We start from the raw sequence: 26,848 nt of genomic DNA on the forward strand, positions 1-26,848 counted from the left end.
ACAATAACTAAGCGTTCGTGTGGCCGGTACGGCCGAACATGAACGCACTGTTGACTAAACCGGTTCTTTGCTGGTTAATTATATATGGGGATTAGCCTGTTTTTGAGAGATTGATTTTTTAGAGTAGAAGACTGAAACCTCTTTCCTGGATTTCAGATTTTGATTATTGAGGGAAGGTGCAACTCCTTTTTGCAATGTTTTCCATAGCACTTTTGGTATTTCATGCTATTTTGATCGTTTTAGGCCATAGGTTTCCTGTTACGCATTGAAGGATCGTTTTTTTATACTCATTTATTTGATTGTTTTCTTAGTTTTTCCATCCAGTATCCAGGTGGGCCTCGTGCCGTAAAAGTAGTAAGGGTCACCAATTTTCCTTTCTTGCACACCGGGCACAGCCGGTGTTGTAATGGTTTTCGTTTTTCGAGTTGTACCCGTCCCAGGCTTTGCCGTAGCTGGGTAAGCGTGATTTTCTTGTGGTAGGAACTCAAGATCCCGTAATGTCGGATGCGAACAAAGCCTTTAGGGAGTACGTGAAGTGCGAACCGCCTGATGAACTCTGCATCGGATAAACGTAGTAAGGATTTTCTTCCCCCGTGGCGGTAGTCCTTTACAGCAAATGTAACGCCTTCATTATCCAGGTTTTTTATCCGATGGTTACTGATGGCGATCTTATGGGTATAACGGCCAAGATATTCCACCACCTGGGCGGGACCTAAAAAGGGACGTTTGCAATAGACTACCCAATCATTTTTAAACAGGCTCTCATAGAATTCAGAAGGCTGTTCCTTTTTCAGGATTTTCCGGAGTGCAGCCACAAAACGTGCCCTGAAGACTTTGCTCATTGCCTTTACAGGAAACAGGTATTTACCTTTGCTTTTTGCAGATTTCCATTTACCGCTTTGGGCAATACCACCGCCGGGAACAATACAATGCAAGTGGGGATGTAAAGACAGGTTTTGTCCCCAGGTATGCAGGATGGCGATCATCCCTGGTTTAGCACCCAGAAATTTATGGTTGGAGGAAAAACCCTGGATCACCTGCCAGGCTATTTTAAACAGTAAACCGTACATGTTTTTAGGTTCATACAGGCATAAGCCGTTGAGCTCTGATGGCAATGTGAAGACCACGTGGAAGTAAGGCACATTTAGGAGTTCTTCTTCCCGCGCCCGGATCCATTCCTCCTTTTTATGTCCCTGGCACTTGGGACAATGGCGGTTCCGGCAACTATTGTAACTAAGGTGAAGCCTATGGCAGGAAGGGTTGTTACAACGGTCGATATGGCCACCCAGGGCAGCAGTGCGGCATTTGCGCAAGGCGTGCAGGGTTCTTGTCTGCCAGCTGTTGTAACAATAGTTGGATAAAGATTCCGTATTCCTTTCCAGCACCTGGGCCACCTCGTGAGCAGCAGGTTTCACGCCTACTCCTTGTAGAGCCGATCCAGAGGACTGAAGGGCTTCTGCCTACCGAGTTGTGCCACGTGTAGGTAGGTGAGGGTAGTCTGGATATCTGCGTGTCCAAGAAGTTCCTTGACACTAATAATATCCAACCCCATCTCCAAAAGATGGGTGGCATAGCTGTGCCGAAGGCTATGGGTAGTGATCTCTTTTTGGATTCCGCTATGTTTACGGGCTTCCCGGACGATCCATTGTACCCCCATTGCCGATAACTGGGATGGATTACCTTTCCTGTCGTAACCATTAAAACACCAGATGGTAGGATTATCTGCAGCGATATATTTTTTTAGGCCACGAATCTGCATCTGGGATAAAGGAACATAACGGTCTTTTCTTCCTTTGCCCTGGCGGATGTGAAGCATCTTACGATCAAAATCCAGATCTTTTAATTGAAGGTTCCGAAGTTCAAAACAGCGAAGGCCACAACCGTAGAGTATCGCCAGCACCAAGCGGTGTTTGAGCAGTTTGGGTGTTTTAAGCAGTTGTTTAATCTCACTACGGCTTAGTACCACCGGGAGTTGGTGGGGTCGTTCTATCGAGGGTAGCACAACCCGCATTTCCTTCATCCCGGAGATTCGATAGGCATAGCGAAGACCATAGACCGTATGCTTGAAGAAACTGTCGGATGGTGTTTTGCGCTGCGATTTCAAAAGGTGCAGGTAGTCCAAAACCTGTTCCTCGTCAAGGTCCAGAGGACTACATTTAAAATGGAGGGACATATGCGCAAGGCAGCGGGCATAGTTGGTAAGGGTACTTTGGCTTTTACCGGCGAGTTCTACCGAACGTTTTAACTTGCGGTACAGCTGATCAAACTCAGGTACAGAATTACAGGCCCTGTCAATGAGGGTACTACTTTTTTTTCATAACTTTAAATATTATAATTAGAGATACTTAAAGGTAGTGAATAGTGATTTAGCGATCTCTTGAAGCTACCTTTAGGTTTAGTTCAACACTATATAAAAACAATGCTTAAATCAGTCTTTAATCGAAACTCTTTGCGCGCTTGCTCAGCGGATTGTCCTGCGGACAATCACGCCCGGCAGCTCGCACAGTTTTTATACGGGACGTTATCTCTAATTTGAAAAAGACATTCAACATATCACTTCTGCTGATGCTAATGCTTATAATTACAAATTGTAGGCATATAGCAAATGATAATTCGGAACGGACAAACAGCGATGACGAGGAAAACGAAAAAATATCGGACGTAATAAATTATCATCGGAAATGGATTGTGATTAAAGACGAAGAAAAAAATCAAAAGCAGCAAATGGAAGTGTATATCTCAGAACTTGGAGATACCATCTACAATCAAAACAAATTTTTTGTCAATGGAAAATTAGATTCTACAAAAAGTAACTTTTATGAACTAGACTTGAGTGCCAAAACCAATGGGGAATATAAAGGAAAAATAAAAATCCATTCTGGCTACATTCACAATATAGAATCCCCAATTACTCGAAGACGATTACAACTATACCTTCTTAATAGAGAGGATTCAATAAACACAGATTTTGAATCAATAAATATGAATAACATTAAGTTTTCTTATTCCAGTTCAAATGACACTCTTATAGGAATACTATTAGATATGATTGAAATTGATACAGTTATTGACGGAGAAAATATGGTACGATTACTTGAGTCAAGATATTACTTGGACAATAAGTCAGAAACCCTAAATACTTTAATAAATGAGTTTGAAAAAAATAAAAACTAGAGATAACAATATATAAAAACAATGCTCAAACCTGTTGCGAATCGAAAGTTCGTGCTCGCTTGCAACGCCTGATTGTTCTGCGGACAATCAAGCTCGCCAGCTCGCACTGTTTTTATACGGGACGTTGTGTAAGCTTCCCTTAAAACCGAACTGTTTAAAAGTAGAATAATTCTTAATTTTAAACAGTATGAAAAAAAGTAAATTTTCCCCTCAGCAGATCTCCAAGATCCTTAAAGAATTCAAGAACGGTAAAACAGTGCCTGGATTTTTGAGATAGAAGCTCAAAATCCATTTGATGTTGCTTTTAAAAATAGGAACAACTTTTCATCCTATTTTATTTCAGATACAAAAACTTATAAATTACCAAGGGTAGTAATGTTCTCTGTTGGATATAATTTGTAAAGTTGGGGCGCTCATGAAATTTGATATCGCAAAAAGTTGCTTGCTGCTCTAAAGGCCCCAAAACCATTCTGGAATTTTAATTACTTTATACACCGATCGAGTTGTAGGCAGGAATGGTTTGACTTCCGACACGATAGATATGTTGAATGGGTAAGAGAACAGATACCTGACAGTTAGAATATTTGGGAAAATCCATTGGCGATTAACATATGAAACCATGCTTTCTATAATTGAAAGTTTAGGCGTTTTTGCTAACCCTAATTTACTTAGAATTTATTTTTAAAAATATAACCCTAAAATTCTAATGTCAATCAAATTACTTGTATTTTTATATAATTGAAGTCACTTAAACATAATTAGGTTCAAAATTGAAGATAGCTAAAAGGTTACTTTTGCCATATTATATTTTGTAAGCCCTTCTAGTTCTAGGACGCGTTTGTCAGGTTTGAATCCTGGCAAGGTCACTTAAAGCAGAAAGTTCGCACGTGAGTGCGGACTTTTTTGTTTTCCGCAAAAGCTGAGCGTGGCTCAAAGCTTTGGAGGAAAACAAAAAAGGTGCAATGCCCCCCCCAAAGGGCGGGGCAACTTTCTATTTTCAGGTGGGAGCTCAAAGGAAGGGCGAAGCCACTCCTGGAAAGGTCACACCAATAATCCGCAATGCGCTAATTTTTATTCGCTTGCGGATTTTTTATATCCTTGTACCGTCCGATATGCGGCCCCGTATTTTTTATAAATTGAATCAGAAGTTGTTTAAAAACTCTCTGAAAGCATTCTGAAATTTTTAAAAAGGAAGTAAAGCTGGTATATCCCGGAAAATTTTCGATTCAATATCCCTGCGTAAATTAGGCAGGAAGTACAATAATCGTAAAAAATAATTACTAACTTACCGTTAGTGTTACGAACAAGGCTAAGAAAAGACAGAGGCAACTTAAACTCAAACAAAATTGTTTGAAATTGTATTCTCAGAATTCTACTAAAAATAATGGAATCAGATATTATTATAGTTTTGATAATTCTAAGTGTAACAGTAATATTGCTGGTACTCGATTTAGTTCGTATTGACATTGTTGCTATTGGCTGTATGCTGGCGCTGGGCTGGACCGGTGTTTTAAATTCGCAAGAGATGTTTTCCGGGTTTTCGAGTAATGCCGTAATAGCCATGCTAAGCGTGATGATACTGGGGCGAGGCATTGCCCGAACGGGTATCATGGATGAATTTTCAAAATTTATTATTAGCAAGGCTGGCAGCCGCAAACGAAATCTGGTTGGATTACTCTCAATTTCGGCAGGTTTACTATCGGGATTAATTCAAAACATTGGCGCAGCTGCGCTTTTTCTGCCCGGAATCATGCAGGTTTCCCGCCGTACGAAGATTCCCGCATCATCGCTTATTATGCCCATTGGATTTGCTGCCATACTGGGGGGGACCCTAACCATGGTTGGTTCGGGTCCGCTCATTCTGGTAAACGACCTGTTAAGAAATGAAGGCCTTGAAGCCTACAACCTATTTAGCGTAACCCCTGTTGGGATTGTACTTCTCTTGTCGGGCATAGGTTATTTTTTGCTGTTTGGAAATAAAGTTTTACCTAAGAAGAAAGGTGGGGAAACAGGAAAAACTGAACAGGAAAAGCTAGTTGAGAAGCTTGATTTGCCAGACAACATCACGCTGTTGACCGTACCCGATGAAAGTTCACTGGCCGGGAAAACAACAGAAGAGGCAGGCTTATGGAAAACATACAATATTAATCTTTTAGGCATCGGGAAAGGGGAGGATGTGGTTTACGCCCCCTGGCGTGAAAATAAGTTTGAGAATGGGCAAACGCTTGCCGTTTTGGGTTCTGCTGAGAACACAGAGCAGTTTTCAAAAGACTTTCAGCTTGAGAATCTCTCTTCATCGGGCAATTTCTCTGATGATTTTGACCCTAATGTAAGCGGTTTTGCAGAGGTAATTATTCCTCCGGATTCAGAACTTGCCAGAAAAAGTATACGAGAATACTCCCTCAGAAAACGCTACGCTGTTGAGCCGGTAATACTATTCAACAAAGGAGAAAGAGTTGGAGGAGATTTTTCTGATGTGGAAATCCGCACGGGTGATGCTCTGATTGTTTACGGCAGGTGGGACAATATAAAAGATTTGAAAGAAAGTGCTGATTTTGTTGTGGTCACTGACTTCGATGTAGATAAAAAAGACAAGTCAAAAACCTGGCCGGCAATAGGCTGTTTTGTATTTGCCATTACCCTGGCAATGTTCGGCTTTCCTATTAGCATGGCTTTTTTGACCGGAGCTCTTTGTATGGTTCTCGCCCGTGTATTGAATATCGGACAGGCCTATGATTCAATTGAATGGAAAGTAGTTTTTCTGCTGGCGGGATTAATTCCTTTGGGGGTGGCCATGCAAAAAACAGGGACTGCTACCTTCCTGGCCGAATCCATCATGAGCGTAGTTATTGATTTACACCCTGTTTTCTTCATACTGATGATCGGAGTGTTATCAACCGTTTTTTCACTGTTTATGTCCAATGTTGGGGCAATTGTCGTGCTGACTCCGCTGGTAATTGGTATGGCAAGTATAGCCGGTATTGACCCCAGGCCACTTGTGCTGATGGCTGCCGTTTGTGCAGCAAACTCCTTTATTCTGCCCACACACCAGGTTAATGCTTTCCTGATGTCATCGGGTGGGTATCGCAATGCTGACTATTTAAAGGCAGGGAGTGGAATGACAATCCTATTTCTGGCCGTTACAGTTACTCTGTTCTACTTTTTCATTATTTAATTAAAAAAAGTCACCTCTCGTTGTTGCAAAATCTTCAGACTTTGAGCCAGAACACCTTTGTTCTTTTAGTAAGTAATTGTAGTCTCTTCACGGTAGAATGAAGGAGGAACTTATCAAACCCTGGATTTTTCAGCAGGGAAGTTTTTATAAAAATACAACTGGTAGTTTAGAAAAGCCACGACAAACCTGCTCCGGCGCCAAAACGATTATCGTAACTGGCGATGAGCCTTATGTTTTTCCCGGCAACATATTCCAGACCCGCCTGCCAGGTTTCTTCGCTTTCAAAATCTGAATTGGCCGGCAAGGTAGTATTCCAACCAAAATCCATTTGATACTCATATTCCCCAAAAATACCTAATCTGGGAAAAACCATTAATCCTCCGCTAAGCGCAATTTTTGGCCTGAGTTTGTTGTCTATAAGCAACTCAGAATTAATTAACATAGGCAGTAAATATCGAATTCCTCCAATAGCCGTAGTCTCGAGTTCGTCAAGATTATCCTCCATTTCATTTTCCACGCTTACCCCTCCAAATAATCTAAAATAATCGTTCAAATAACGCTCATAGGTAAGGCTGGCCTCCAGATTTTCATTCCATCCGTATTCGCCCCGGAATGTGAATTGATTTCGAATGTTGGAAGCCGTGGCATACAATTCAGTCATATGGCTTGCGGCCAGGACTTCTCCCCAGCTAAACATCTCATTGGCTTCTGTAGTTAGGTTGGTTAAAGGAAACTCCTTTAAACGTTCATCACGCGGGGTATCATAGCTAAATGCCCTAGCCATGCCGGCATTCAAATGGTAAAGAACATGACAATGAAAAAACCAATCTCCATATTCATTAGCATCAAATTCTATAACCGTTTTCTGCATGGGAGCAACATTCACTGTATGTTTTAAAGGGGAATATTCACCATGTTCATTGATCACCCTAAAGAAATGCCCATGCAGGTGCATAGGGTGATGCATCATGGTGAGGTTATTAAGGGTGATCCGGACCTTTTGTCCCTGTTCGATTTTAATTTTATCGGTTTCCGAAAGAGGCACCCCATTGATACTCCATACATACCGGTTCATATTTCCTGTTAAGTTGAACAGCATTTCCTTAAGAGGCTGTTCATCAGAAATAGTAGTTTTTTCCGGAGATCTTAAATAATCATAGTTAAATTTAGGGTTTCCTGCGGTCTTCATATTGTCGCCTATAACCACCTCAGCCGGCAAGGGTTTTTGGTCCATATCCATCTTCATTCCTTCCTTCTTATCCGCATCGGCATCCTTCTCCATATCAGTTTTCGAATCATCCATCTTTTCCATATCCATACTTTCATCATTCATATCCATTTTCATTGAATACTTCTCCATGACTTTTATGGAATCCTGATGACCAGGTCTGAATTTAGATGCGGGAGCCCCCATCTTCATATCCATAGACATCATTTGCTTCATAATTTCAATAAGATCTGGTTCCGGAACTTCCGGAGCGGCCACAATGGGCCCCTCACCGAGATAGGTTACAGATTTCCCAGACCCATCCTGAGAAGTTGCCCTAATCTCCAATTTTCCATTTTCGGGAATCGTTACGATAAAGTCGTAGGTTTCAGCTACAGCAATAAGCGTTTTATCCTTTTTTATGGGTACAACATTTAATCCATCAGCAGCAATCAGAGTAGGATCCACACCAAAAGTCAACCAGAAATAGGAAGCAGCAGAGGCATTCACGAACCTTAATCTAACTTTTTCACCCGGTTTGAATTCGGGATATTCCTGTTTAGGTTTACCATTCACCAGAAAAAGATCATGGTAATTATCTGATATCGCAACATCGGGCATACGCTGCCAGCTCATCTTTAACTTTGCTGCAAGCGCATCCTTTTTCAATACTTTATTTAAACTTTGAATCTGACCTTTTTTGATTAGATACCATTCATTACCCCTTTTCAGGTTTTTCAGTTGTTTATGGGGTTTTTCATCCATCCAGTCTGATAGAGTCAATACCAGATCATGGTCATATTCAAATTCAGGTTCTTTGGGGTTTATCTGGATCGCGCCATATACCCCTCTTTGTTCCTGCAATCCGGTATGGGAGTGGTACCAATAAGTTCCTGATTGTTTCAGAGCAAATTCGTAGGTAAAGGTTTCTCCCGGACGAATAGGGGGAGTGGAAAGGTAAGGAACTCCGTCAAAAAAATTGGGGAGTAAAAGACCATGCCAGTGAACTGAGGTTTCCTCATCCATATTATTGGTTACATGAATTTTAGCATATTCCCCCTCGGTGAATTCCAATACGGGACCCGGGATCCCTCCATTAATGGTCATGGCTTTCACTGAATCTCCGGTAAGGTTCACCATTTCTTCATCTATGGTAATATTGTATTCATGAACCGGCCAATTATCTACGTTCCCTTCCACAGAAGCGCTACGATCCTGCTGACCAAAAGTTAAAGTGATCGCACAAAAAAACAATACGCTAAATAGCCATAACCTCCTATTTCCATTCATTATTTTTAATTTTTACTGGTTAATCATTTCACTCTGATTTTATTGTGAGTTTTAAGGCTTACCTCTTTATCAATTTTGATTGAGGGTTTCTTTTTGATTTTCAAATTCCTCCTTGGTTATTTCACCTTTTGCATACCTTTCTTCTAATATATTCATGGGACTCTTAGGTCTTTTTTCAACTGGTCCTTTTTTATTTTTACTCGCATAAAAGAATATCACGAAAAAAAGAAGGCCGAAACCTATTATCCACCACCACATCATCATAATTATTATATTTTAGTATTTATTATTTCTCAGAATTGAAATCCCTTTTCGTCATTTTTGAGGTTTATGAAATGCTAACTAATTGATTTATATTCGATAAGATCCCTAACAAACCTTAAGCTACTCTTTCCATTAATTAATTTTATTTTTCCTCATTCTCGAGACGATAAATTATTTTCTTCATCTGAGCGATCTCTCTTTTTTGGGCCTCGATAATTTCTTTGGCGAGTTCTCTAGTTTCGGGGTCTTTTAGATCTGCTTCCTGACTTGTTAAAATAGCTGAAGCATGATGGGGGATCATCCCTTTCATATACTGAATATCAGAAATGCCGGTTTGAGTTCGCATCATATAATAAACAGAACCAAAACCAACGATGGCAACCACTAATATAATGGTATTCAGCGTTTTATTTTTATACATTCCCAGCATAAATAAGAGCATGATAACCGCCATGGCTGTGATCATTAAAAGCGTCATGTAGGTGCGCATAGTGCTTAACATAACGTATTCAAACTTATCGGCGTTTAAGAACATGATGCCGTACATAACTATAAATGAGACCAACATCATTAGTCCGAATTTTAGATAATTCCCTTTTTGCATAATTTATTTTTTTGGTTTGATTATTTCTTTTACACTGCCACATTTCGGCATTTTTTCCCCTCCGTAAGGGTTTTTGATTTCCTCGATTTCTGCGAACCAGAATGCTCCCTTGTTGTTGAAGGCCATAGGACAGAACTGCTTATAAATGGTCCCTTCAGAAAGGTTCTGCTTAAAGAGCGTTTCTACCTCAATGCTAAATTCAGAAAAACTACTTCTTAGCTGCTCAATATCTTCGGCCTTAGCCATTTTTTCTGAAAGAGACTTTAGTTCCGGAAAGTCTTCATTGAAACTGTTGGCAATATTTTCAGAAGCATCCTGAGCGGTTTTCAGATCATCATTAAACAGGGCGGTTCTCACCATTAAATAGTAATGATATACAGTACCGGTCATGCCATCTTTAAAACTACTGTTGGCGATATCAGGAATTTCCTCTTTCTTTTTTTTAATCTCTTCTGCGGTATCTACTTCTACGCTTTGTTCCTGTTTTTTATCAATACAGGCCGTAAAGACAAAAAATAACAGGGGGAGTAACCAAATTTTTCTGATATGTTTCATAACGTACGTAAATTTTGATTGGTTTAAATCTAAGTTATAGCTTAATAAATGAGTCTTTTCTAAAGTTTTCATAAAAAAATCAGACTAATATTTTGGACATAGATCAGAAGTTTGAAACTGAAGGTGGCGGGTTTGCCAGATTAAAACTAACTGGGAAAATTTAGATCAAATAATAAAAAGCTAGCTAGCTGCAAGGTTTTTTTAAATTTAGAAGAAAAGCATACAATTATAATGGTTTATTCGTGAACCTTATGATTCTTTTTTACAGGCTTCTCTTAATTTGGGGCAGACTCTTTTTGGTCTTTACTTCTAATCCCGAAGCCATCACAAACAGCAGCGGCAGAATTTCAAATCACTGGGAGTGACTTTATTCCTGAATGGGGATAGGCACTTCCACCAATTCCTTTTTGGAAGGATTGTAGGTTTATTAAAAAAACAAGAATTTTAATTTATCTTACCAGCTCATATAAATAATTAGAGTTAAGAATCCAATTTTATTCAAGTCCTTACCTATGACCCTGTTCAAAAAAATAATTTTCTTATTGCTAATTCTGGTTATCTGTTCTTGTGCTTCTGAAACAGAAAGCACCAGTTTTAGAATAGGCTTCTCACAGGCTATGACTACCGATAATTGGCGTAAACAAATGAACAGGTCTATGCAGGTGGAAGCTTCTTTGCACCCCGGTCTGCAGCTGGAAATAAAGGATGCTCAAAACGATGTTCAGCGGCAAATTGAACAAATTGAAAGCTTAATTGAACAGGGGGTAGATGTTTTGATCGTTTCTCCAATTCAGTCACAACCCATCACTCCTGTGATTGAAAAGGCGATGAATACCGGTATACCTACTATTGTAATAGATAGAAAGATAGAAGGCAGTAATTATACCTCATATATCGGAGCCGATAATGTTGAGATAGGTAAAAATGCGGCTAATTTCATCCTGTCTCATTCAAATGGGGAAATAGAAGTGGTTGAAATTACTGGATTGAAGGGGTCTTCTCCCGCTTATGAACGGAGTGAAGGTTTTGCTTCAGTTATTCAAAATGCCAATGAAGTTAAGCTAGCCTCTCAAATTCGTGGGGATTGGGAAAAGGCTTCTGTAAAAAAACAACTTGAAAATATACTTGATTCCATCAAAACCCCTGATTTTATTTTTGCTCATAACGATAGGATGGCACTTGGTGCCTGGGAAGTGGCCAGGAGCAGGAATTTGGAAGATGATATAAAAATTATAGGTGTGGATGGCCTTTTTGGACCAAGTGGAGGTATCCAATTAGTGAAGGAGGGGCTTTTAACAGCTACTATTCTGTATCCTACCGGAGGAGGTGAAGCCATTAAACTCGCCGATCGTATCCTTAGTGGTGAAAATGTCCCTAAAAATAATATTCTCAGTACGGTAATTATAGATTCTGTGAATGTCGATATAATGCAGAACCAGTTCAACAGAATTAATCAGCAGCAATATGATATTGAAAAACAGCAGGAAATCATAGGTCAGCAATTGGCCACTTATAGATCACAGTCTATTCTAATAAAAGTAATGATCGGCCTAAGTATGCTCCTGTTTATTCTTGGGTTATGGGCTGGCTATCTCGTTTATAAATTGAAAAAGAGCAAAAGAAAACTGGAGATAAATAATAAAAAAATAAAGACCCAGCGTAACCAGATCGAAACTTTTGCGGAGAAACTTCAAATTATCAATGAGTCTAAGATCAATTTCTTTACAGCCCTTTCTCATGAGTTTAAAACACCTCTAAGCTTAATCATAAGTTCTATAGAGAGCATCACCGACAGGGAAAATAAGAATATACAGGAATTTTCCTATGAAACCAGTTTAATAGTAAATAACTCCAAACGTTTACTCAGGTTAATTGACGAGTTGCTGGATTTCAGAAAACTGGAAAGTGGAAATTTAAAACCCAGACCTGTAAAAACAGGTATTATTGGTTTTCTTCAGAATATTTACGAGGATTTTAAAAGCGAAGCCTTAAGAAAATCTATACAGCTTGAATTTAAAGCTCCCCGAAATGAGGTCGAGGTATATATAGACAGAAATATGATGGATAAAGTGTTTTATAACATCCTGTCTAATGCACTTAAGTTTACTCCTCACAATGGAAAAATCTTAATCAAAATTGAAGAATCCACAAAAAATAGCGTGGAAATAAGAATTAAAGATTCGGGGATTGGAATTCCCAAAGAAGAGTGGGAGCAGATTTTTGATCCGTTTCGTCAGGCGAGTAATAATGCCCGGCCTAGCTCTGGTTTAGGTTTATATATCAGTAAGCAATATATAGAGTTGCACAAAGGTAAAATTGAAGTTTATTCGCATCAGGGTTCAGAATTTAAAATTACTATTTTGAAAGGAGATGATCATCTCAAAGAATACGAGGTGGAAAAAAATGATCCTGGAAATACCTATCAGAAACAGTTTGAAACTGTAAGTCCGCCGGAAATTGGTGAAGTGACCCTGCCGGAAAATGCTGAGTCAATCTTAATCATTGAAGATAATCCCGATCTCTCTCACCTCTTATCTAAGAAATTCAGTAATCGGTATAAGGTATATTTATCTGACGGAAGAAAAGCGGTAGAAATGGCACTGGACCTTATTCCTGATATCATAATTTGTGATTTAAACCTTCCTGAGAAATCGGGCTTTGAAATTTCAAGGGAACTCAAAAATGACCTGCGCACTTCCCATATTCCTACCATTATTCTTACTGCTCTTAATGATGAGGAATCCCGCTTAAAAGCCCTGAAAGCTGGAGCCGATGCCTATATCACTAAACCCTTTAACTTTGAAATCCTCCTGGAATCCCTGCGTACGGCACTTTATAATCGTGAAAAATTAAGGTATTACTATACGAATAGGATTGATAGGATAGCCGACGAAAACTTTGAAGATTCTGAACAGCAATTCCTCAAGGAACTAAATGAACATATTCAGAATAATTTAAAAGACCCCGATTTCAGTGTTGAGGAATTGGCCCGGCTTCTCAAAATTTCCAGGGTTCAGCTTTACCGGAAAGTTAAGGCTTTGCTGGATATGAGCATAAGTGAATATATTAATGAACAGCGCTTAAGAAAAGCCAGGCATTTGCTTCAGGATACAAGCCTTAATATTTCAGAAATAGCTTATTCTGTTGGTTTCTCATCACCGGGTTATTTCTCCACAAGTTTCAAAAACAAATATGGAGAGAGTCCCAAGCAATTCAGAAAGTAAAATTTCTTCGCAAAGGTTTTCGCTTCAAACCGTTTTATTGTATCCTCATTAGAATTTAAGTATCATAATTAAAACTACAACGTTTTAGCCAACTATAATAAAAGCCTTCAAAAACTTGTTATATAGAGACTTAACAGATATTTTGCATTCAATTAACATTTTTATAAGCTTTTGAGATAAACTTAAAAGGGCGCCTCTCTTTTTAAACATATTTTAGTTACATCTTAATTAAAATGTGATATGAACAAGATTTTCGCCTGGTCGATTAGTGCAGCTTTAGCCGGTTTTTTATTTGGATTTGATACCGTGGTGATCTCTGGAGCCGATAAACAACTTCAGACACTTTGGGGAACCTCCGATGCCTTTCACGGCTCGGTGGTGATGGCTATGGCCTTGTGGGGCACTGTTATAGGCGCTATTTTTGGTGGGATTCCCACCAATAAATTTGGGAGAAAAAACACCCTTTTAATAATAGGAGTGCTATATTTTATTTCGGCACTTGGATCAGCCCTTGCCAATGATCCTATAACTTTTGCTGCTTTACGTTTTATCGGTGGTTTGGGAGTAGGTGCTTCCACTATTGCAGCACCCACTTATATTTCTGAAATCGCGCCGGCCAAACACCGTGGCAGACTGGTTTCTATGTACCAGTTCAATATAGTTTTAGGAATTTTAATCGCTTTTCTTTCTAATTATTTACTAAGAAATACCGGCGAACAACCCTGGCGTTGGATGGTTGGGATTGAAGCAGTTCCGGCTTTTATTTACTTCCTTTTTGTCTTGTTTATTCCCAAAAGCCCCAGGTGGCTTATCTCAAAATCTAAAAATGCTGAGGCTGCTAACATTCTGCAAAAAATAAATCCAGAAACTGACCTTGAGACGAAGATGCAGGAGATAAAACAGCAGTCTGAGACCAAAGTTTCGGGTGAGAACATCTTCATGAAAAAATACCGGTTTCCGCTCATTCTGGCATTTTTGGTAGCGTTTTTCAACCAGCTTTCGGGAATAAATGCCTTCCTTTATTATGCACCAAGAATTTTTGAAGAAGCCGGTCTCGGCGCAAGTACAGCTCTTTTAAGCAGTATTGGAATAGGTGTGGTGAATCTGCTATTTACTTTATTAGGCGTTTTTCTAATCGACAGACTGGGAAGAAAACAGTTAATGTTTATTGGTTCTATAGGCTATATCATTTCCCTTTCACTAGTGGCAGCCGCTTTTTTCCTTAATTGGGGCGGGCTATGGGTGCCAATATTCCTCTTCCTGTTTATAGCGGCACACGCCATTGGCCAGGGCGCGGTGATCTGGGTTTTTATTTCTGAAATTTTCCCTAATCATTTACGCGCCTCGGGACAGGCTTTTGGCTCTTCAACACATTGGGTGCTGGCTGCGATAATACCTTCTTCTATACCCTTTTTGTTTGCCACTATAGGAGCTGGGTATGTTTTCGCCTTTTTCGCCTTTATGATGGTGTTGCAACTACTCTTCGTCATCTTCATGATGCCGGAGACAAAAGGGAAATCCCTTGAAGAACTAAGCGAAGAACTGGCATTAAAGGATACCGGTGAACTTTCATATAAAAATCATTAATCAAACCAGAAGTCATGAAATATATTTATCAAACTTTACTTTTCTTTTTCCTGGGGAGTATTCTTTTTACGTCCTGTAAGGATCGTGAAACAGAAAAGTCTCCTTCAGAAAATGATACCGTAGTGCAGGCCGACGAAGATTTTCGTCCGGATTTCCACTTCACACCAAAATCCGGATGGATGAATGACCCTAACGGCATGTTTTACCTCGACGGGACTTATCATTTATTTTTTCAGCATAATCCCGATGATAATGTTTGGGGACCTATGCACTGGGGCCATGCCACCAGCACTGATATGATAAACTGGGAGGAGCAGCCTATTGCCCTGGAGCCCGATGAACACGGAACTATTTTCTCGGGAAGTGCTGTTGTAGACCACGAAAATACCTCCGGTCTGGGAGATGGCGAAACCCCTCCGGTTATTGCCATTTTCACCTATCACGATGCTGATAGAGAGCAAGAGGGAGAAGATGATTTTCAAACCCAGGGAATCGCCTATAGCCTTGATGCAGGAAAAACCTGGACCAAATATGAAGAAAATCCTGTCCTGGACAACCCGGGGATCAGGGATTTTAGAGATCCGAAAGTAATATGGTATGAAGAAGAAAATAAATGGATCATGTCACTAGCAGTCCAGGATCATATTAGCTTCTATTCTTCATCTAACCTTTTAGACTGGCAGCATGAGAGTGATTTTGGTCAGGCTCTGGGTGGCCATGGGGGAGTTTGGGAATGTCCTGATTTGTTTCCAATGCAAGTAGAGGACACGGAGGAAGAAAAATGGGTGCTTCTGGTAAGCATTAATCCCGGTGGACCAAACGGCGGTTCTGCCACCCAGTATTTCGTAGGTGATTTTGATGGATCCACATTTACTCCCGATGAATCTATTGCAGATCTTGGAGAAGAGCACGACTACTGGATAGACTTTGGAAAAGACAACTATGCCGGGGTAACCTGGTCAAATATTCCGGAAGAGGATGGTCGCCATCTTTTTATCGGTTGGATGTCTAACTGGCAGTACGCCAATGAAGTTCCTACCGAAACCTGGAGAAGTGCCATGACCCTTCCTCGGGATCTAAACCTTACTCAACAGGAGAACACTTACCGAATTGTTTCAACACCGGTTCGTGAACTTAACGAATATAGTTCAGAAAGGATTTCAGAAAGTTCGGTTGAGATTGAGGACAGCACCAGCCTGGCCACTTCAGCAGATCTGGATCTAAGCAAGGCCGAAATTCTTTTTGAAATCCCGCAACTGCAGCAGAACCAGCAATACACATTCTCTCTTAGCAATGATAAAGGAGATGTTTTAAAGTTTGGTTACGACCACGGGAAGGAAGAATTTTTTATCGATAGAAGTAATTCCGGCCTGGTTGATTTCAACGATAATTTTGGGGATAAGATTTCTTCGGCCCCGAGACTTTCCGAGTCTAAAAACCTCAAAGTACGTGCAATAACAGATAATATGTCTATTGAGCTGTTCTTTGACGAAGGCCAGACAGTTATGACTGAGATCTTTTTCCCACAACAGGCCTTTAAGAATTTTTCGGCAGAAAGTGATCAGAGTTTTAAAATATCCGATTTCAAAATAAACCAATTAAAACATAATCAGGAATAACTCCTGTTACCAGAACCAATAGGTTACTGCGAATGACCCTTTATTAATCACACATTTTTAACCCATGAAAAAAATGATTTTTCTCTTACAAATATTCTTAGCCAGCACTTTGTTTGCTTCCTGCTATGATGACGATGTTGTTTTTGTTGACGAAATCGATAGCCTAAGAATCGAAAAACTACTGGAATTTAATTTTGATGAACCATCTGACGATTCCGTTACAGAAACCTCAACCGGGGAGACTTTCCCTATTGAAGGAAAATCGGTAAACCGAATGGAAGGGATATCGGGAAATGCTTTGTTCTTTGACGGATTAAGCAATGAAATAAACGGCGAAATTGATACGAATCTGCTTCCGGATGACGAAGTAACCATTTCGCTTTGGGCTTCCCCTAGATCTTTTCCTGTGGGAACCGCAGCAATGCTAGCCATGACGTCAGAGGGTTCTGAGACAGGTATCATGGTAGGTCTTAATACTTTCGGAAAGATTGTAGTGCAGTATTTTATAAACGGCTCTTTTGAGGAGACCGTGAGTACAACAAGTATCCCAAGGAACCAGTGGAGCCACATCATTGTTGGAATTAGCCCTGCTACCCAATCGGTAGATATTTACCTTAACAATGAACAAATAACCTCTGGTAGTGCCCCATCAGGGTCGCTTACCTGGCCCTCTGGTAGTACCTCTTTCAGTATAGGGAAAAACACCATGGGTGAATCTCTGGGCGATTTTGAAATTGATTTCTATTCCGGGGCTCTCGATGAGATCCAGGTGTACTCCGGAAGTGCCACTCCTGCAGTTGCCGAATTTATTGGCGGGCAGTATGGTACTCCCGGAGAGGTAGATTATAATTTAGGAATCGATTATTCCGGAGATCCACATAGACCAATCTATCACCCTATCCCCGATTATGGATGGACAAATGAATCTTACGGCCTGGTGTATCTTGACGGAACCTACCATATGTTCTTTCAGAAAAATGAAGTTTTCCTGGGAATTGCGCAACAAAACTGGGGACACTTAACCAGCCCTGATCTCGTAGACTGGGAAGAACAGGATGCTGTTTTATGGCCTACTGAAGGATGGGACCAGGCCGGAATATGGTCTGGTGACGCTATAATTCTGGAAGATGGCACTCCTGCCGTGATTTATACCGGTGTAGACGGGAATCGTGCCGGAATGGGGTCTGCATTTTCTTCAGATAATTACCAAACCTTAGAGAAAAATCCTAATAACCCGCTTATTCCCGCTGCCCCGGAAGAGGTGGACCTTGATTTTCGCGATCCTTATGTAATTCATAAAGACGGTTTATACCATATGATCATAGGAAGCGGAATTGCTGCAGAAGGAGGAAACGTGGTTTATTATACCAGCGAAGACTTTGAAGACTGGACTTATGAGGGAATCCTGTTTCAGGGAGATATCAATCAGGGCCAGGGTGAATTCTGGGAAATGCCTGTATTACATGAAGTTTCTGACGGAAGATTTATTCTCCTCGTTCAGAAAACACCAGATAATACTTCTCCGGCAATCACTTTTTACTGGACCGGTAGTTTCGAAGATGGTGAGTTTATCCCCGAATTTGAAGCTCCTAAATACCTGGAGGTAGTAAATGGTTTCCTTTCGCCGGCAGTAGCTATTGATGCAGATGGCAGAACAACAGCTATAGGGATTATTCCCGATGAAGTTTCGCCGGAATTTCAGCAGCAACAGGGCTATGCTCATTTATTCAGCATTCCGCAGGTGTGGACCTTAGACGACGAAGGAACCATATTAATTGAACCTCATCCACACTTAGTTGATTACCGTGGAGAACAGGTGAATATTGGTAATGTTAATCTTGAAGCTGGACAGGAAGATAATATAGACTTCAACGGAAAACATTTTGAAATGAATGCCACTTTCGATACCGGCACTGCCAGCAAATTTGGTTTCGTCTTTGGAAAATCTGAAACCAGTGGTGAGGAATACAGGGTGTACTACGATTTTACCACACAGGAATGGGTGGTGGACGCTTCAGAATCTTCAACATCTGACCTGGTGAGAAGAGATGTACGCAGAGGTTCTTTCAGCTTAAGCCAGGGAAGTACAGTAGACGTGCAGGTGTTTGTAGATGGATCTGTATTGGAAGTATTTATTGATGGGGAATCACACTTTACAGGAAGATTCTTCCCGGAAAGTACTGATGCCAATGGTGTTGATCTTTTTGTTGAAGGAGGATCTGCCTCTGCCGATGTTACCATTTATGAAATTGAAAACAATTAAACCAGCCAGCTCATATATGAAAAATTATATTTTAATATTAACTCTATTTTGTTCCCTTTACGGGTTTGCCCAGGACAGGCAGATCTCCGGAACTGTAACCGATGAAACTGGTTTAACAGTGCCCGGCGCCAGTGTATTGATCAAAGATACCAACCGGGGAACGATGACCGATTTTGACGGAAATTTTGAATTAACCGTAAATGATGGTGAAACCCTTGTGATTTCCTTTATTGGATACCTCACTCAGGAAGTGCCCATCGATAATCGCAATACCTATAATATAGTATTGCAGGAGGATGTGTCTCAACTGGACGAAGTAATTGTGACCGGATATACTGCGGAAAGGAAATCTGACATTGCCGGAGCAATTACAGTGGTAGATGTTTCTGAACTTTCCCAGGAATTCAGTCCCAATATTCTAACCTCTCTGCAAGGACGGGTGCCTGGGATCCAGATAAATTCGGGCGGGACACCGGGAGGTAATGATTCCCAGATCTTAATTCGAGGATTAACTACCGTAAATTCAGGTTCGAGCCCACTTTGGGTAATAGATGGGGTGCAAACTTTTAATCCTTCTTCCCTGAATCCGGATGAAATTGAGAGTATCCAGGTACTAAAAGACGGGGCCTCAGCCGCTTTGTATGGAACCTCTGCCGCAAACGGAGTAATTGTAGTTACCACGAAAAAAGGAAAGGAAGGAATGTCTGAATTTTCAGTTAAGTCGGAAACTACTTTAAACATGCTAAGAGATGACATAGATGTATTAAATGCAAGGCAGTGGGCCGATGTTTATTACCAGGCACGTACCAATGACGGAATTTCAGGAAATTATAATATGCTTACCGATAACGGAAGTGGTTTTGATATTCCTGAATTTCTTGATGAGGAACAATTATTACGTGCTTCCGATACCGATTGGGTAGACGTAATTATTGATAATTCCTTCTCCTATAATACTGATGCCAATTATCGCTTCGGAGATGAGAACATACAGCTATTCACCGGTGTTAATTATACCAAGGATAATGGGATTCAGAAATATACTTATTACGACAGGTTTAATGCAAGGTTAAACACCACCTTTAAACTCTGGAATGACCGTATAACTGTAGGTGAGAATTTTCTTTATTCCAATTTTAATGAAGTACAGGCCAATGAATTTGAAAATGCGATCCTGCAAAATCCTCTTTTACCGGTTTATACTGAAAGTGGAAGCTATATGGCACCTGTAATACAGGATAAAGCTAACTCCCTGGCCAATCTTTGGGCAAACCGAAAAAATCAACAACGTAATAATAGATTTTTAGGTAATGTTTATGCCAACTTTGAGATTCTGGAAGGATTAAATTTTAATACTTCCATAAACTTCGATTATGTGCGGCATAATTTCGATACCCGCACTCAGCCTTTTGTACAAATGAACCAGATCCCAAGTGTTTTTAGAAACATAGATGTAGACCAGGTAGAAAATGAATTCTTTAAAACCATTTTCACCAATTTGCTTTCCTATGAGTTTGAGTATGATAAACATCGTTTTAATGTTCTGGGGGGGATAGAGTTTACAAGAGAAGATGAAGATTTTCTTAATGAAAGAATCAGAGGTGTGGATATTACGGATTACCCGAATTACATCGTAAGAACCGATGCTGAATTTCAAACCCTTCGAGGTGCTATTGAATACCGGAAGCAATCACAGTTTGGATCTTTAAAATATATTTTTGATAATCGTTACATTATTTCCGGAAGTATTCGCCGGGACGGTTCCTCCAGGTTTGGTCCGAACAATAGATTTGGTATTTTTCCGGCAGCATCAGTTGCCTGGAATGTCTCGAATGAAGAATTTCTCATAGATTCTGAAACGATTTCTAACCTTAAATTCAGAGGTTCCTGGGGTGTTAATGGAAACGACCTTATTGGTAACTACCTTTTCCTTAGTGCCTTTCTTAATAATAGTGTAGGCAATGTAATTGAGTTTTCAGATTACGATATTGTGGGGGATGGTTATGGCACTCAAAATGGTATTTTACAGGCAAGACAGGCTAATCCCGATATTCAATGGGAAGAAACTACCCAGTATAACGTCGGTTTTGATGTTGGCTTTTTTATGAACAGGCTTTCTCTTTCTGCTGATTTTTTTGATAAACGAACCAATAATTTAATACTCCAACCTATTGCACAGGCGATAACCGGAGAATCTGATCCGCCAACAATTAATGCCGGAGAAGTTTCCAATATTGGGTTTGAAAGTGTTTTGAGCTTTCAGAGTAAAAGAGACAAAAATTTCACTTTTGGCGCCGATCTTAATTTCTCACATTATAAAAACAATGTAGAGTCTTTAGATACCGATAATAACTTTCTGTTAAACAGTGCGGTTGCCATAACCCAAAAAGGTTCCCCAATTGCTTCTTTCTACGGTCTTATTGCCGACGGCATCTTTAGAACTCCTGAAGAGGTCGCTGTTCATGCCCGCCAATCTGGAAAAGACCTGGGAAGAATAAGATATAAAGATCTTAATAATGATGGGGTGATAGACAACAATGACAGGACAATAATTGGAAACCCACATCCTGATTTCATCTATGGGCTAAACTTAAACGCAGCCTACAAAGGTTTTGACCTAAGTGCTTATTTTGATGGAAAACAAGGTCATGATATTTACAATACCCAAAGAAACCTGGGAGATTTTACATATTTCAGTTTCAATTTCGGGCAAAACACTTTGGATGCCTGGACACCTGAAAGAGCGAATTCCAATATTCCTGCTTTAAGTACAAATAATTCGAATAACGAAATTCAGCCTTCCAGTTATTTTGTTGAAGACGGTTCTTATTTCAGATTAAAAAATATAACTGTAGGTTATACTTTTTCAGAAGATATCACCGGGCAGTTAGGCTTATCGAACTTAAGATTTTATTTATCGGGCCAAAACCTGGTTGATTTTACTTCTTTTTCAGGTTTTGATTACGAAGTATCAGGTTTAGGAGCCGGAGGAATTGGGATAGCTGGTTATGGCATCCCGCATACCAAAACTGTGAGTTTTGGCGTATCTACAAATTTTTAATTCCATCTTATGAAAACTATGAATAATAAATTAAAGCACATTTTAACCGTTTTAGGGTTAATGTTGATCATCGGATGTGTTTCAGAGGATGATCTGAATGTTCAGGAAGCAAATACGATTTCTGAAGAGAACCTTGAGCCCGAAGCCTTGGTAATTGCTGCCTATAGTGCTTTGGATTACCGATATAATACCGGAGATTTTAGAGATCTCTGGCCTTTTGACCACTCGCCTTCCAATTGGGGAACATCAGACATACGTTCTGGAGATGCCTATAAAGGTGGAGGTGGCACCGGAGATAATCCGGGTGGCGGCATGCACCAATTAGAAACTCATGATCTTTTTCCTTCCAGTGATAATGTATATAACCTTTGGAGATCTATCTATTTTGGAGTAAAGAGAGTTGATATCGCTATAAGGTTTTTGACCGAACTGGAAGAAGGGGAATTCGACAAGCGTGATATCAGGCTTGGAGAATTATATGTTCTCCGTGCTCATTTCTACTTCGAAGCAATGAAAAACTTTGGTTCTATTGTTTGGTACGATGAAAATACACCGGTAACCGAACTGAAATCTATCCCGAATACCTTTGATGAGAATTTCATATGGGAAAAAATTGAGGGAGATCTGAATAATGCGATTTCATTGCTTCCTGAAAGTCAGCCTGATCTTGGTCGCGCCAATGCCCTTGTTGCTCATGCATATTTGGCAAAAGCACATTTGTTTCAGGAAAACTGGCAAGGAGTGATCTCTCATACCAATATGGTAATAAATTCCGGTCAGTATAGATTGGTTGAGGATATCGAAAGATTATATTCTGAACCAGGTTATGGAAATCCTGAGAATATTTTTGCCATTCAGTTTTCTATTGAAGACGGGTCGCAATATGGGAATGTGAATTTTGGAGATCTTTTAAATTCGCCAGATAGCCCTAACGATGATCCCAATCATCCTTACCTTAATGGAGACGACTTCCACAAACCTTCACAGAACCTTGCTAATGCTTTTAAAGTTAATGATAATGGACTTCCTATGTTCAACACATTTAATGCAGAAAATGTTAATGAGGAAGATCTGGTAGATCCGCGATTAGATCATACCATAGGTAGACCGGGAATTACCTGGAAAGACTGGACAGCCATGCCTCAACAGCCAAACTGGAGCAGGGATGCCGGAACCTACGGGTTATTGGTGCGTAAGAAAAATATGATCTATCCAACCTCTGATGGAATGGCTTCTAACCCAAATGGTTTTCCCTGGGCTTTAGGGAATCTTGATTTTCCTTTAATCAAGTATTCAGATCTTCTTTTATGGAAAGCTGAAGCCCTTATTGAAACCGGAAGTGTTTCCGAGGGTGTAGAAATCATTAATGAGATTCGTTTGCGAGCAAAAAACTCTCCCTATGTAAAAGATTTTGAGAACCCTACTGAAGATGCCGCTAATTATTTAATAAATACCTATTCAACCTCCTTATCTCAGGAACAGGCTTTATCGGCTCTGCGTTTTGAAAGGAGGCTGGAATTAGCCAATGAGGGACACCGGTTTTATGACCTGGTACGATGGGAAATTGCCGATAGCTACTTAAGTGAATACATAGCTACTGAACAGGCACGAAGACCATATCTGTCGGGAGCAAGTCTTGAACCACACGAATATTACCTCCCTATCCCACAAATAGAAATTGATGCCAGTGGCGGAGTTTACACCCAGAGACCTGGATATTAATAAAATTATTTTAAAAAATTAAAACTGATCAAATGAAATCATTCCAAAAATTAGCAAAAATTACACTTGGGTTATTCCTGATATTGCCTTTTGTAGTACTGTATTCCTGCAGCGATGATGATAATTTTACCGATGTGGTACCGGATTTTTCTGAGGCTATTATTCGGTCTTTCGAGGTAGACGGTGAATTTGCCGATATTGACCATACCTCTGCAACCATATCTATGACTTTACCTGCCGGGACCGACTTAAGTGCCATTCAGGTGGAGCTTCAAACTCCTGAAGGAACAAGCATTGAGCCTGCATCCGGTAGTACTATAGATTTCACTCAAGGGCCTGTTATCTTTAAAACTCAGGCTCAAAACGGTGCCAACCGTGAGTATACGGCAATGCTTGCTGCTTATGGTGAACCAAAATTCCTGAATTTCACTATTGGGGAAAATGCCGGGGTAATAGACCATAATGATAATACCATCACGGTAAATATTGGTAGCGAGGATGGCGATATTACAAGTCTTGCTCCCAATTTTATAATCCCAGATGGCACAAGTGTAGATATTGCTTCAGGAGTTTCAAGGGATTTTTCCAGACCTGTAGTGTATACTATCCAATCGAATGATGGTTTTACAGCAAAAGAATATACAGTAACCGTTAATCAAATTGAAGGTCCTAAAGTTAATAGTTTTGTAATTGAAGAAACGGAAGGAGTTATAGATAATGAAGAAAATACCATATATCTTGCTTTACCTGCAGGAACTGATGTTTCCAGTCTCACTCCTGAAATTTCAATTCCTGAAGGCCAAAGTATTTCGCCGGCATCAGGGGAGGAAGTAGATTTTACAGAGCCTGTGGAATATACTGTTACCAATACTGAGAATATTAAAAAAACCTATACCGTTACCGTTGAAGCCCAGGATGTAGAGGCCACTTTCTATGCTTTTCTTGGGGAGCAAGATGAGATCGATGCTCTGGTAGACGATGATGCTAAAGCAGCGGCAACCTGGATGAGAGACAACTATGGTGATGATTTTAAATACCTCTCCTTCAGCGAAATCACAGCTCAGAATATGGCCGAGGTGAAAGTAGCGATGATTTATTATCTCACACCTGCTGAAGATTTAGGTTATAGTGCAACCCCAGACAATGTTTCAACATTATTACCTACTGGTTTAAGACCTGGAGGAACCAGGGCTCAGGTTCTGAAAAACTGGGTGAAATCTGGTGGTGATATGCTTATTGCCGGAGATGCAACTCCTCTTATCTTTTCGTTAGACAGAGTGCCGGCCGATTTTTCAGCACCAAGAGATCCCGGAAATTATGTGTATTCTGAATTTGGATGTGCCGGATCAACAGGTTGTGTAGATCAGGGAAAACCTGCTGACGATATCTGGGGATTAGGAATGCGACCTGAAAATAATTCAGAAGATCGCAGAAGCCATCCCATTTTTGATGGATTAAGCTTTCAGAATGATGAATTTCTCGCGCTGCAAAATTCAGCAACCAGGGAAGTACGTTTGATATGGTGGCAGCATTTTGATGGAATTCTTGACCCGGGTTGTTGTGGTCAGGATGCTGCTCTTGTATTTGAGCAAACTCTAAGTGCTACGAAGTTTGGAACCTTAGGTCACATTGGTGATGCCTTTGGGTATGGAGCCGTGCTTTGGAACAGGACCGATGAGAACATACACGACAGCTTTGATGACCAAATATCCGAAGATTATAAAGGCTCCATTTTCAGTATAGAAAATACGATTGTAGGTTACGAATGGGATTCTAACGGTACTCAAAATGATTACCAGTCGAACATAGAAACTTTCACTAAGAATATTCTTGATCACTTATACAACCTTGAAGACTAAATCTAAAGCTCATGAGAAATAAATTTAAATATATAATTTTCAGTTTTTTTTCCCTGGCTTTGTTACTGGGGTGTGAAGAAAGAGAAAATTTTGATGAAGATTTAAGTCCGGTTTTAAATATTCTTACCACTTTAGAGGGTAATGGAACCCGGGCAAACATCGATCATTTACAGGGAAGGATAAACCTGGTGCTTCCACCCAGAACTGACATCAACAATGTCGAACTGGATATCTCTGCTCCCCAAGGAGTAGAGGTTAATCCTTCATCAGGTGCAAGTTTAGATCTTTCTGAACGTGTTGAAATTACTACAACCTACGGAAATTCAACAAGAAGTTATCAGTTACTCACGAGAGTTTTACCTAATAAGATTGCCTTTCTTGGAGAACAGGAAACCTTTGAGGAGCTCCTTGAAAATGCCGATGATGACATAGTCGCAGCCGCAGAATGGGTGCAGGAAACCTACCCCGAAGATTTTGAATATCTAAATGCAGCCGAGGTAACTTTTGAAGATCTTCAAAGCGTGAATGTGGTTGTGTTCTATTATGACCAGGTAGGAAGTTCTGATCTACCCGAAGTTTTTACCGAAGGAGGAGCAAAATCTGCTTTTATTCAATATTTGGTTGAAGGCGGGAAACTACTTTTAGGAGGTATGGCCACAAGTTTTGCTGAAACCGTTGGAAGAGATCAAAGCGGCCTTTTAACCATACAAGGCAATGGAGAAGGGTTTGATTCCCCTGATACCTGGGCCATTGATGGTGGAGTGAACTTTGTGAGTTCTAAAAAATCACATCCAATCTATACCTTTAATGAAGGATTGGTAGAAGAAAATGAAGAAGGATATTTCCCCGTTATTGATGCCGGTTTCAGAGAAGATCATAACAACCTTTGGGATGCATCTTCCCTTCTGGAACCCGGAAATCAGCCCGGCCAGTTTAATGAATTTGAGCGTCTTTACGGAGGTGAGGTTTTAGCCGTGTGGAGCGGTGTGTCAGACGAATGTTGCCCGGGAATCATAGAATTCAAACCTAAGACCCCTTATTCGGGAACCATTATCGCTATCGGTATTGGCGGAATTGAATGGAATATGAACGATGGACGCACCAATGAGTATAGAGGAAACATAGAGGGCATATATAAAAATGCTATTGATTACCTAAGTACTCTATAATAATTTAGGCTGTGTTTTCAGGCAGAACATAGAATTTATTTTTTATGTTCTGCTATTTTAATTTTAAATACAAAG

16 protein-coding genes are annotated in these 26,848 nt (G+C 40.2%); 10 read left to right on the forward strand and 6 right to left on the reverse strand.

Going from position 1 to position 26,848, the window contains the following annotated elements; genetic code table 11:
• Nucleotides 1-287 precede the first annotated feature (287 nt).
• The gene (locus BM266_RS06155) at nt 288-1,415 is read right to left on the reverse strand and encodes an IS91 family transposase (protein WP_093407235.1); all 1,128 of its coding nucleotides are present in this window, start codon (nt 1,413-1,415) and stop codon (nt 288-290) included.
• Between the two features lie 2 nt (nt 1,416-1,417).
• Nucleotides 1,418-2,173, reverse strand: a complete 756-nt coding sequence (locus BM266_RS06160; RefSeq protein WP_093407237.1) for a tyrosine-type recombinase/integrase — start codon at nt 2,171-2,173, stop codon at nt 1,418-1,420.
• Between the two features lie 392 nt (nt 2,174-2,565).
• On the opposite strand from BM266_RS06160, the gene BM266_RS06165 reads away from it, so the two are divergent.
• Entirely contained in the window at nt 2,566-3,174 is a 609-nt protein-coding gene (locus tag BM266_RS06165) for a hypothetical protein (RefSeq protein WP_093407240.1), read from the forward strand.
• 1,384 nt (nt 3,175-4,558) lie between these two features.
• Nucleotides 4,559-6,349, forward strand: a complete 1,791-nt coding sequence (locus BM266_RS06175; RefSeq protein ID WP_093407245.1) for an SLC13 family permease — start codon at nt 4,559-4,561, stop codon at nt 6,347-6,349.
• A gap of 166 nt (nt 6,350-6,515) precedes the next feature.
• Here BM266_RS06175 and BM266_RS06180 read toward each other — a convergent pair whose 3' ends face one another.
• From BM266_RS06180 to BM266_RS06195, 4 genes are all read right to left on the reverse strand, one after another.
• A complete protein-coding gene (locus tag BM266_RS06180; protein ID WP_093407247.1) occupies nt 6,516-8,846 on the reverse strand; it encodes a multicopper oxidase domain-containing protein in 2,331 nt (776 codons plus the stop codon).
• Nucleotides 8,847-8,915: 69 nt separating this feature from the next.
• Entirely contained in the window at nt 8,916-9,110 is a 195-nt protein-coding gene (locus BM266_RS06185; protein WP_093407250.1) for an SHOCT domain-containing protein, read from the reverse strand.
• 142 nt (nt 9,111-9,252) lie between these two features.
• Nucleotides 9,253-9,714 (reverse strand): DUF305 domain-containing protein, encoded by a 462-nt coding sequence (locus tag BM266_RS06190; RefSeq protein ID WP_093407251.1) that lies wholly within the window; start codon nt 9,712-9,714, stop codon nt 9,253-9,255.
• Between the two features lie 3 nt (nt 9,715-9,717).
• Nucleotides 9,718-10,269, reverse strand: a complete 552-nt coding sequence (locus tag BM266_RS06195) for a DUF3347 domain-containing protein (RefSeq protein ID WP_093407254.1) — start codon at nt 10,267-10,269, stop codon at nt 9,718-9,720.
• Between the two features lie 512 nt (nt 10,270-10,781).
• Here BM266_RS06195 and BM266_RS06200 point away from each other — a divergent pair.
• The 8 genes from BM266_RS06200 to BM266_RS06235 all read left to right on the forward strand — a co-directional run bounded on the left by BM266_RS06200 (nt 10,782) and on the right by BM266_RS06235 (nt 26,773).
• A complete protein-coding gene (locus BM266_RS06200) occupies nt 10,782-13,493 on the forward strand; it encodes a substrate-binding domain-containing protein (RefSeq protein ID WP_093407257.1) in 2,712 nt (903 codons plus the stop codon).
• 240 nt (nt 13,494-13,733) lie between these two features.
• Nucleotides 13,734-15,080 (forward strand): sugar porter family MFS transporter, encoded by a 1,347-nt coding sequence (locus tag BM266_RS06205; RefSeq protein ID WP_093407259.1) that lies wholly within the window; start codon nt 13,734-13,736, stop codon nt 15,078-15,080.
• 14 nt (nt 15,081-15,094) lie between these two features.
• Nucleotides 15,095-16,699, forward strand: coding sequence for a glycoside hydrolase family 32 protein (locus BM266_RS06210; RefSeq protein WP_093407262.1), 1,605 nt, complete (start codon nt 15,095-15,097; stop codon nt 16,697-16,699).
• 73 nt (nt 16,700-16,772) lie between these two features.
• On the forward strand, nt 16,773-18,962 hold the full coding sequence (locus tag BM266_RS06215) for a glycoside hydrolase family 32 protein (RefSeq protein WP_175494764.1): 2,190 nt from the start codon (nt 16,773-16,775) through the stop codon (nt 18,960-18,962).
• 16 nt (nt 18,963-18,978) lie between these two features.
• On the forward strand, nt 18,979-22,023 hold the full coding sequence (locus BM266_RS06220; RefSeq protein ID WP_175494765.1) for a SusC/RagA family TonB-linked outer membrane protein: 3,045 nt from the start codon (nt 18,979-18,981) through the stop codon (nt 22,021-22,023).
• Between the two features lie 18 nt (nt 22,024-22,041).
• A complete protein-coding gene (locus BM266_RS06225; RefSeq protein WP_175494766.1) occupies nt 22,042-23,745 on the forward strand; it encodes a RagB/SusD family nutrient uptake outer membrane protein in 1,704 nt (567 codons plus the stop codon).
• 32 nt (nt 23,746-23,777) lie between these two features.
• Complete coding sequence (locus tag BM266_RS06230; protein ID WP_093407272.1) at nt 23,778-25,604, forward strand: DUF4960 domain-containing protein; 1,827 nt, start codon at nt 23,778-23,780, stop codon at nt 25,602-25,604.
• Nucleotides 25,605-25,615: 11 nt separating this feature from the next.
• Complete coding sequence (locus tag BM266_RS06235) at nt 25,616-26,773, forward strand: DUF4960 domain-containing protein (protein WP_093407274.1); 1,158 nt, start codon at nt 25,616-25,618, stop codon at nt 26,771-26,773.
• The last annotated feature ends 75 nt before the right edge of the window (nt 26,774-26,848 follow it).

Source organism: Salegentibacter flavus, assembly GCF_900115145.1.
Lineage (GTDB): Bacteria > Bacteroidota > Bacteroidia > Flavobacteriales > Flavobacteriaceae > Salegentibacter > Salegentibacter flavus.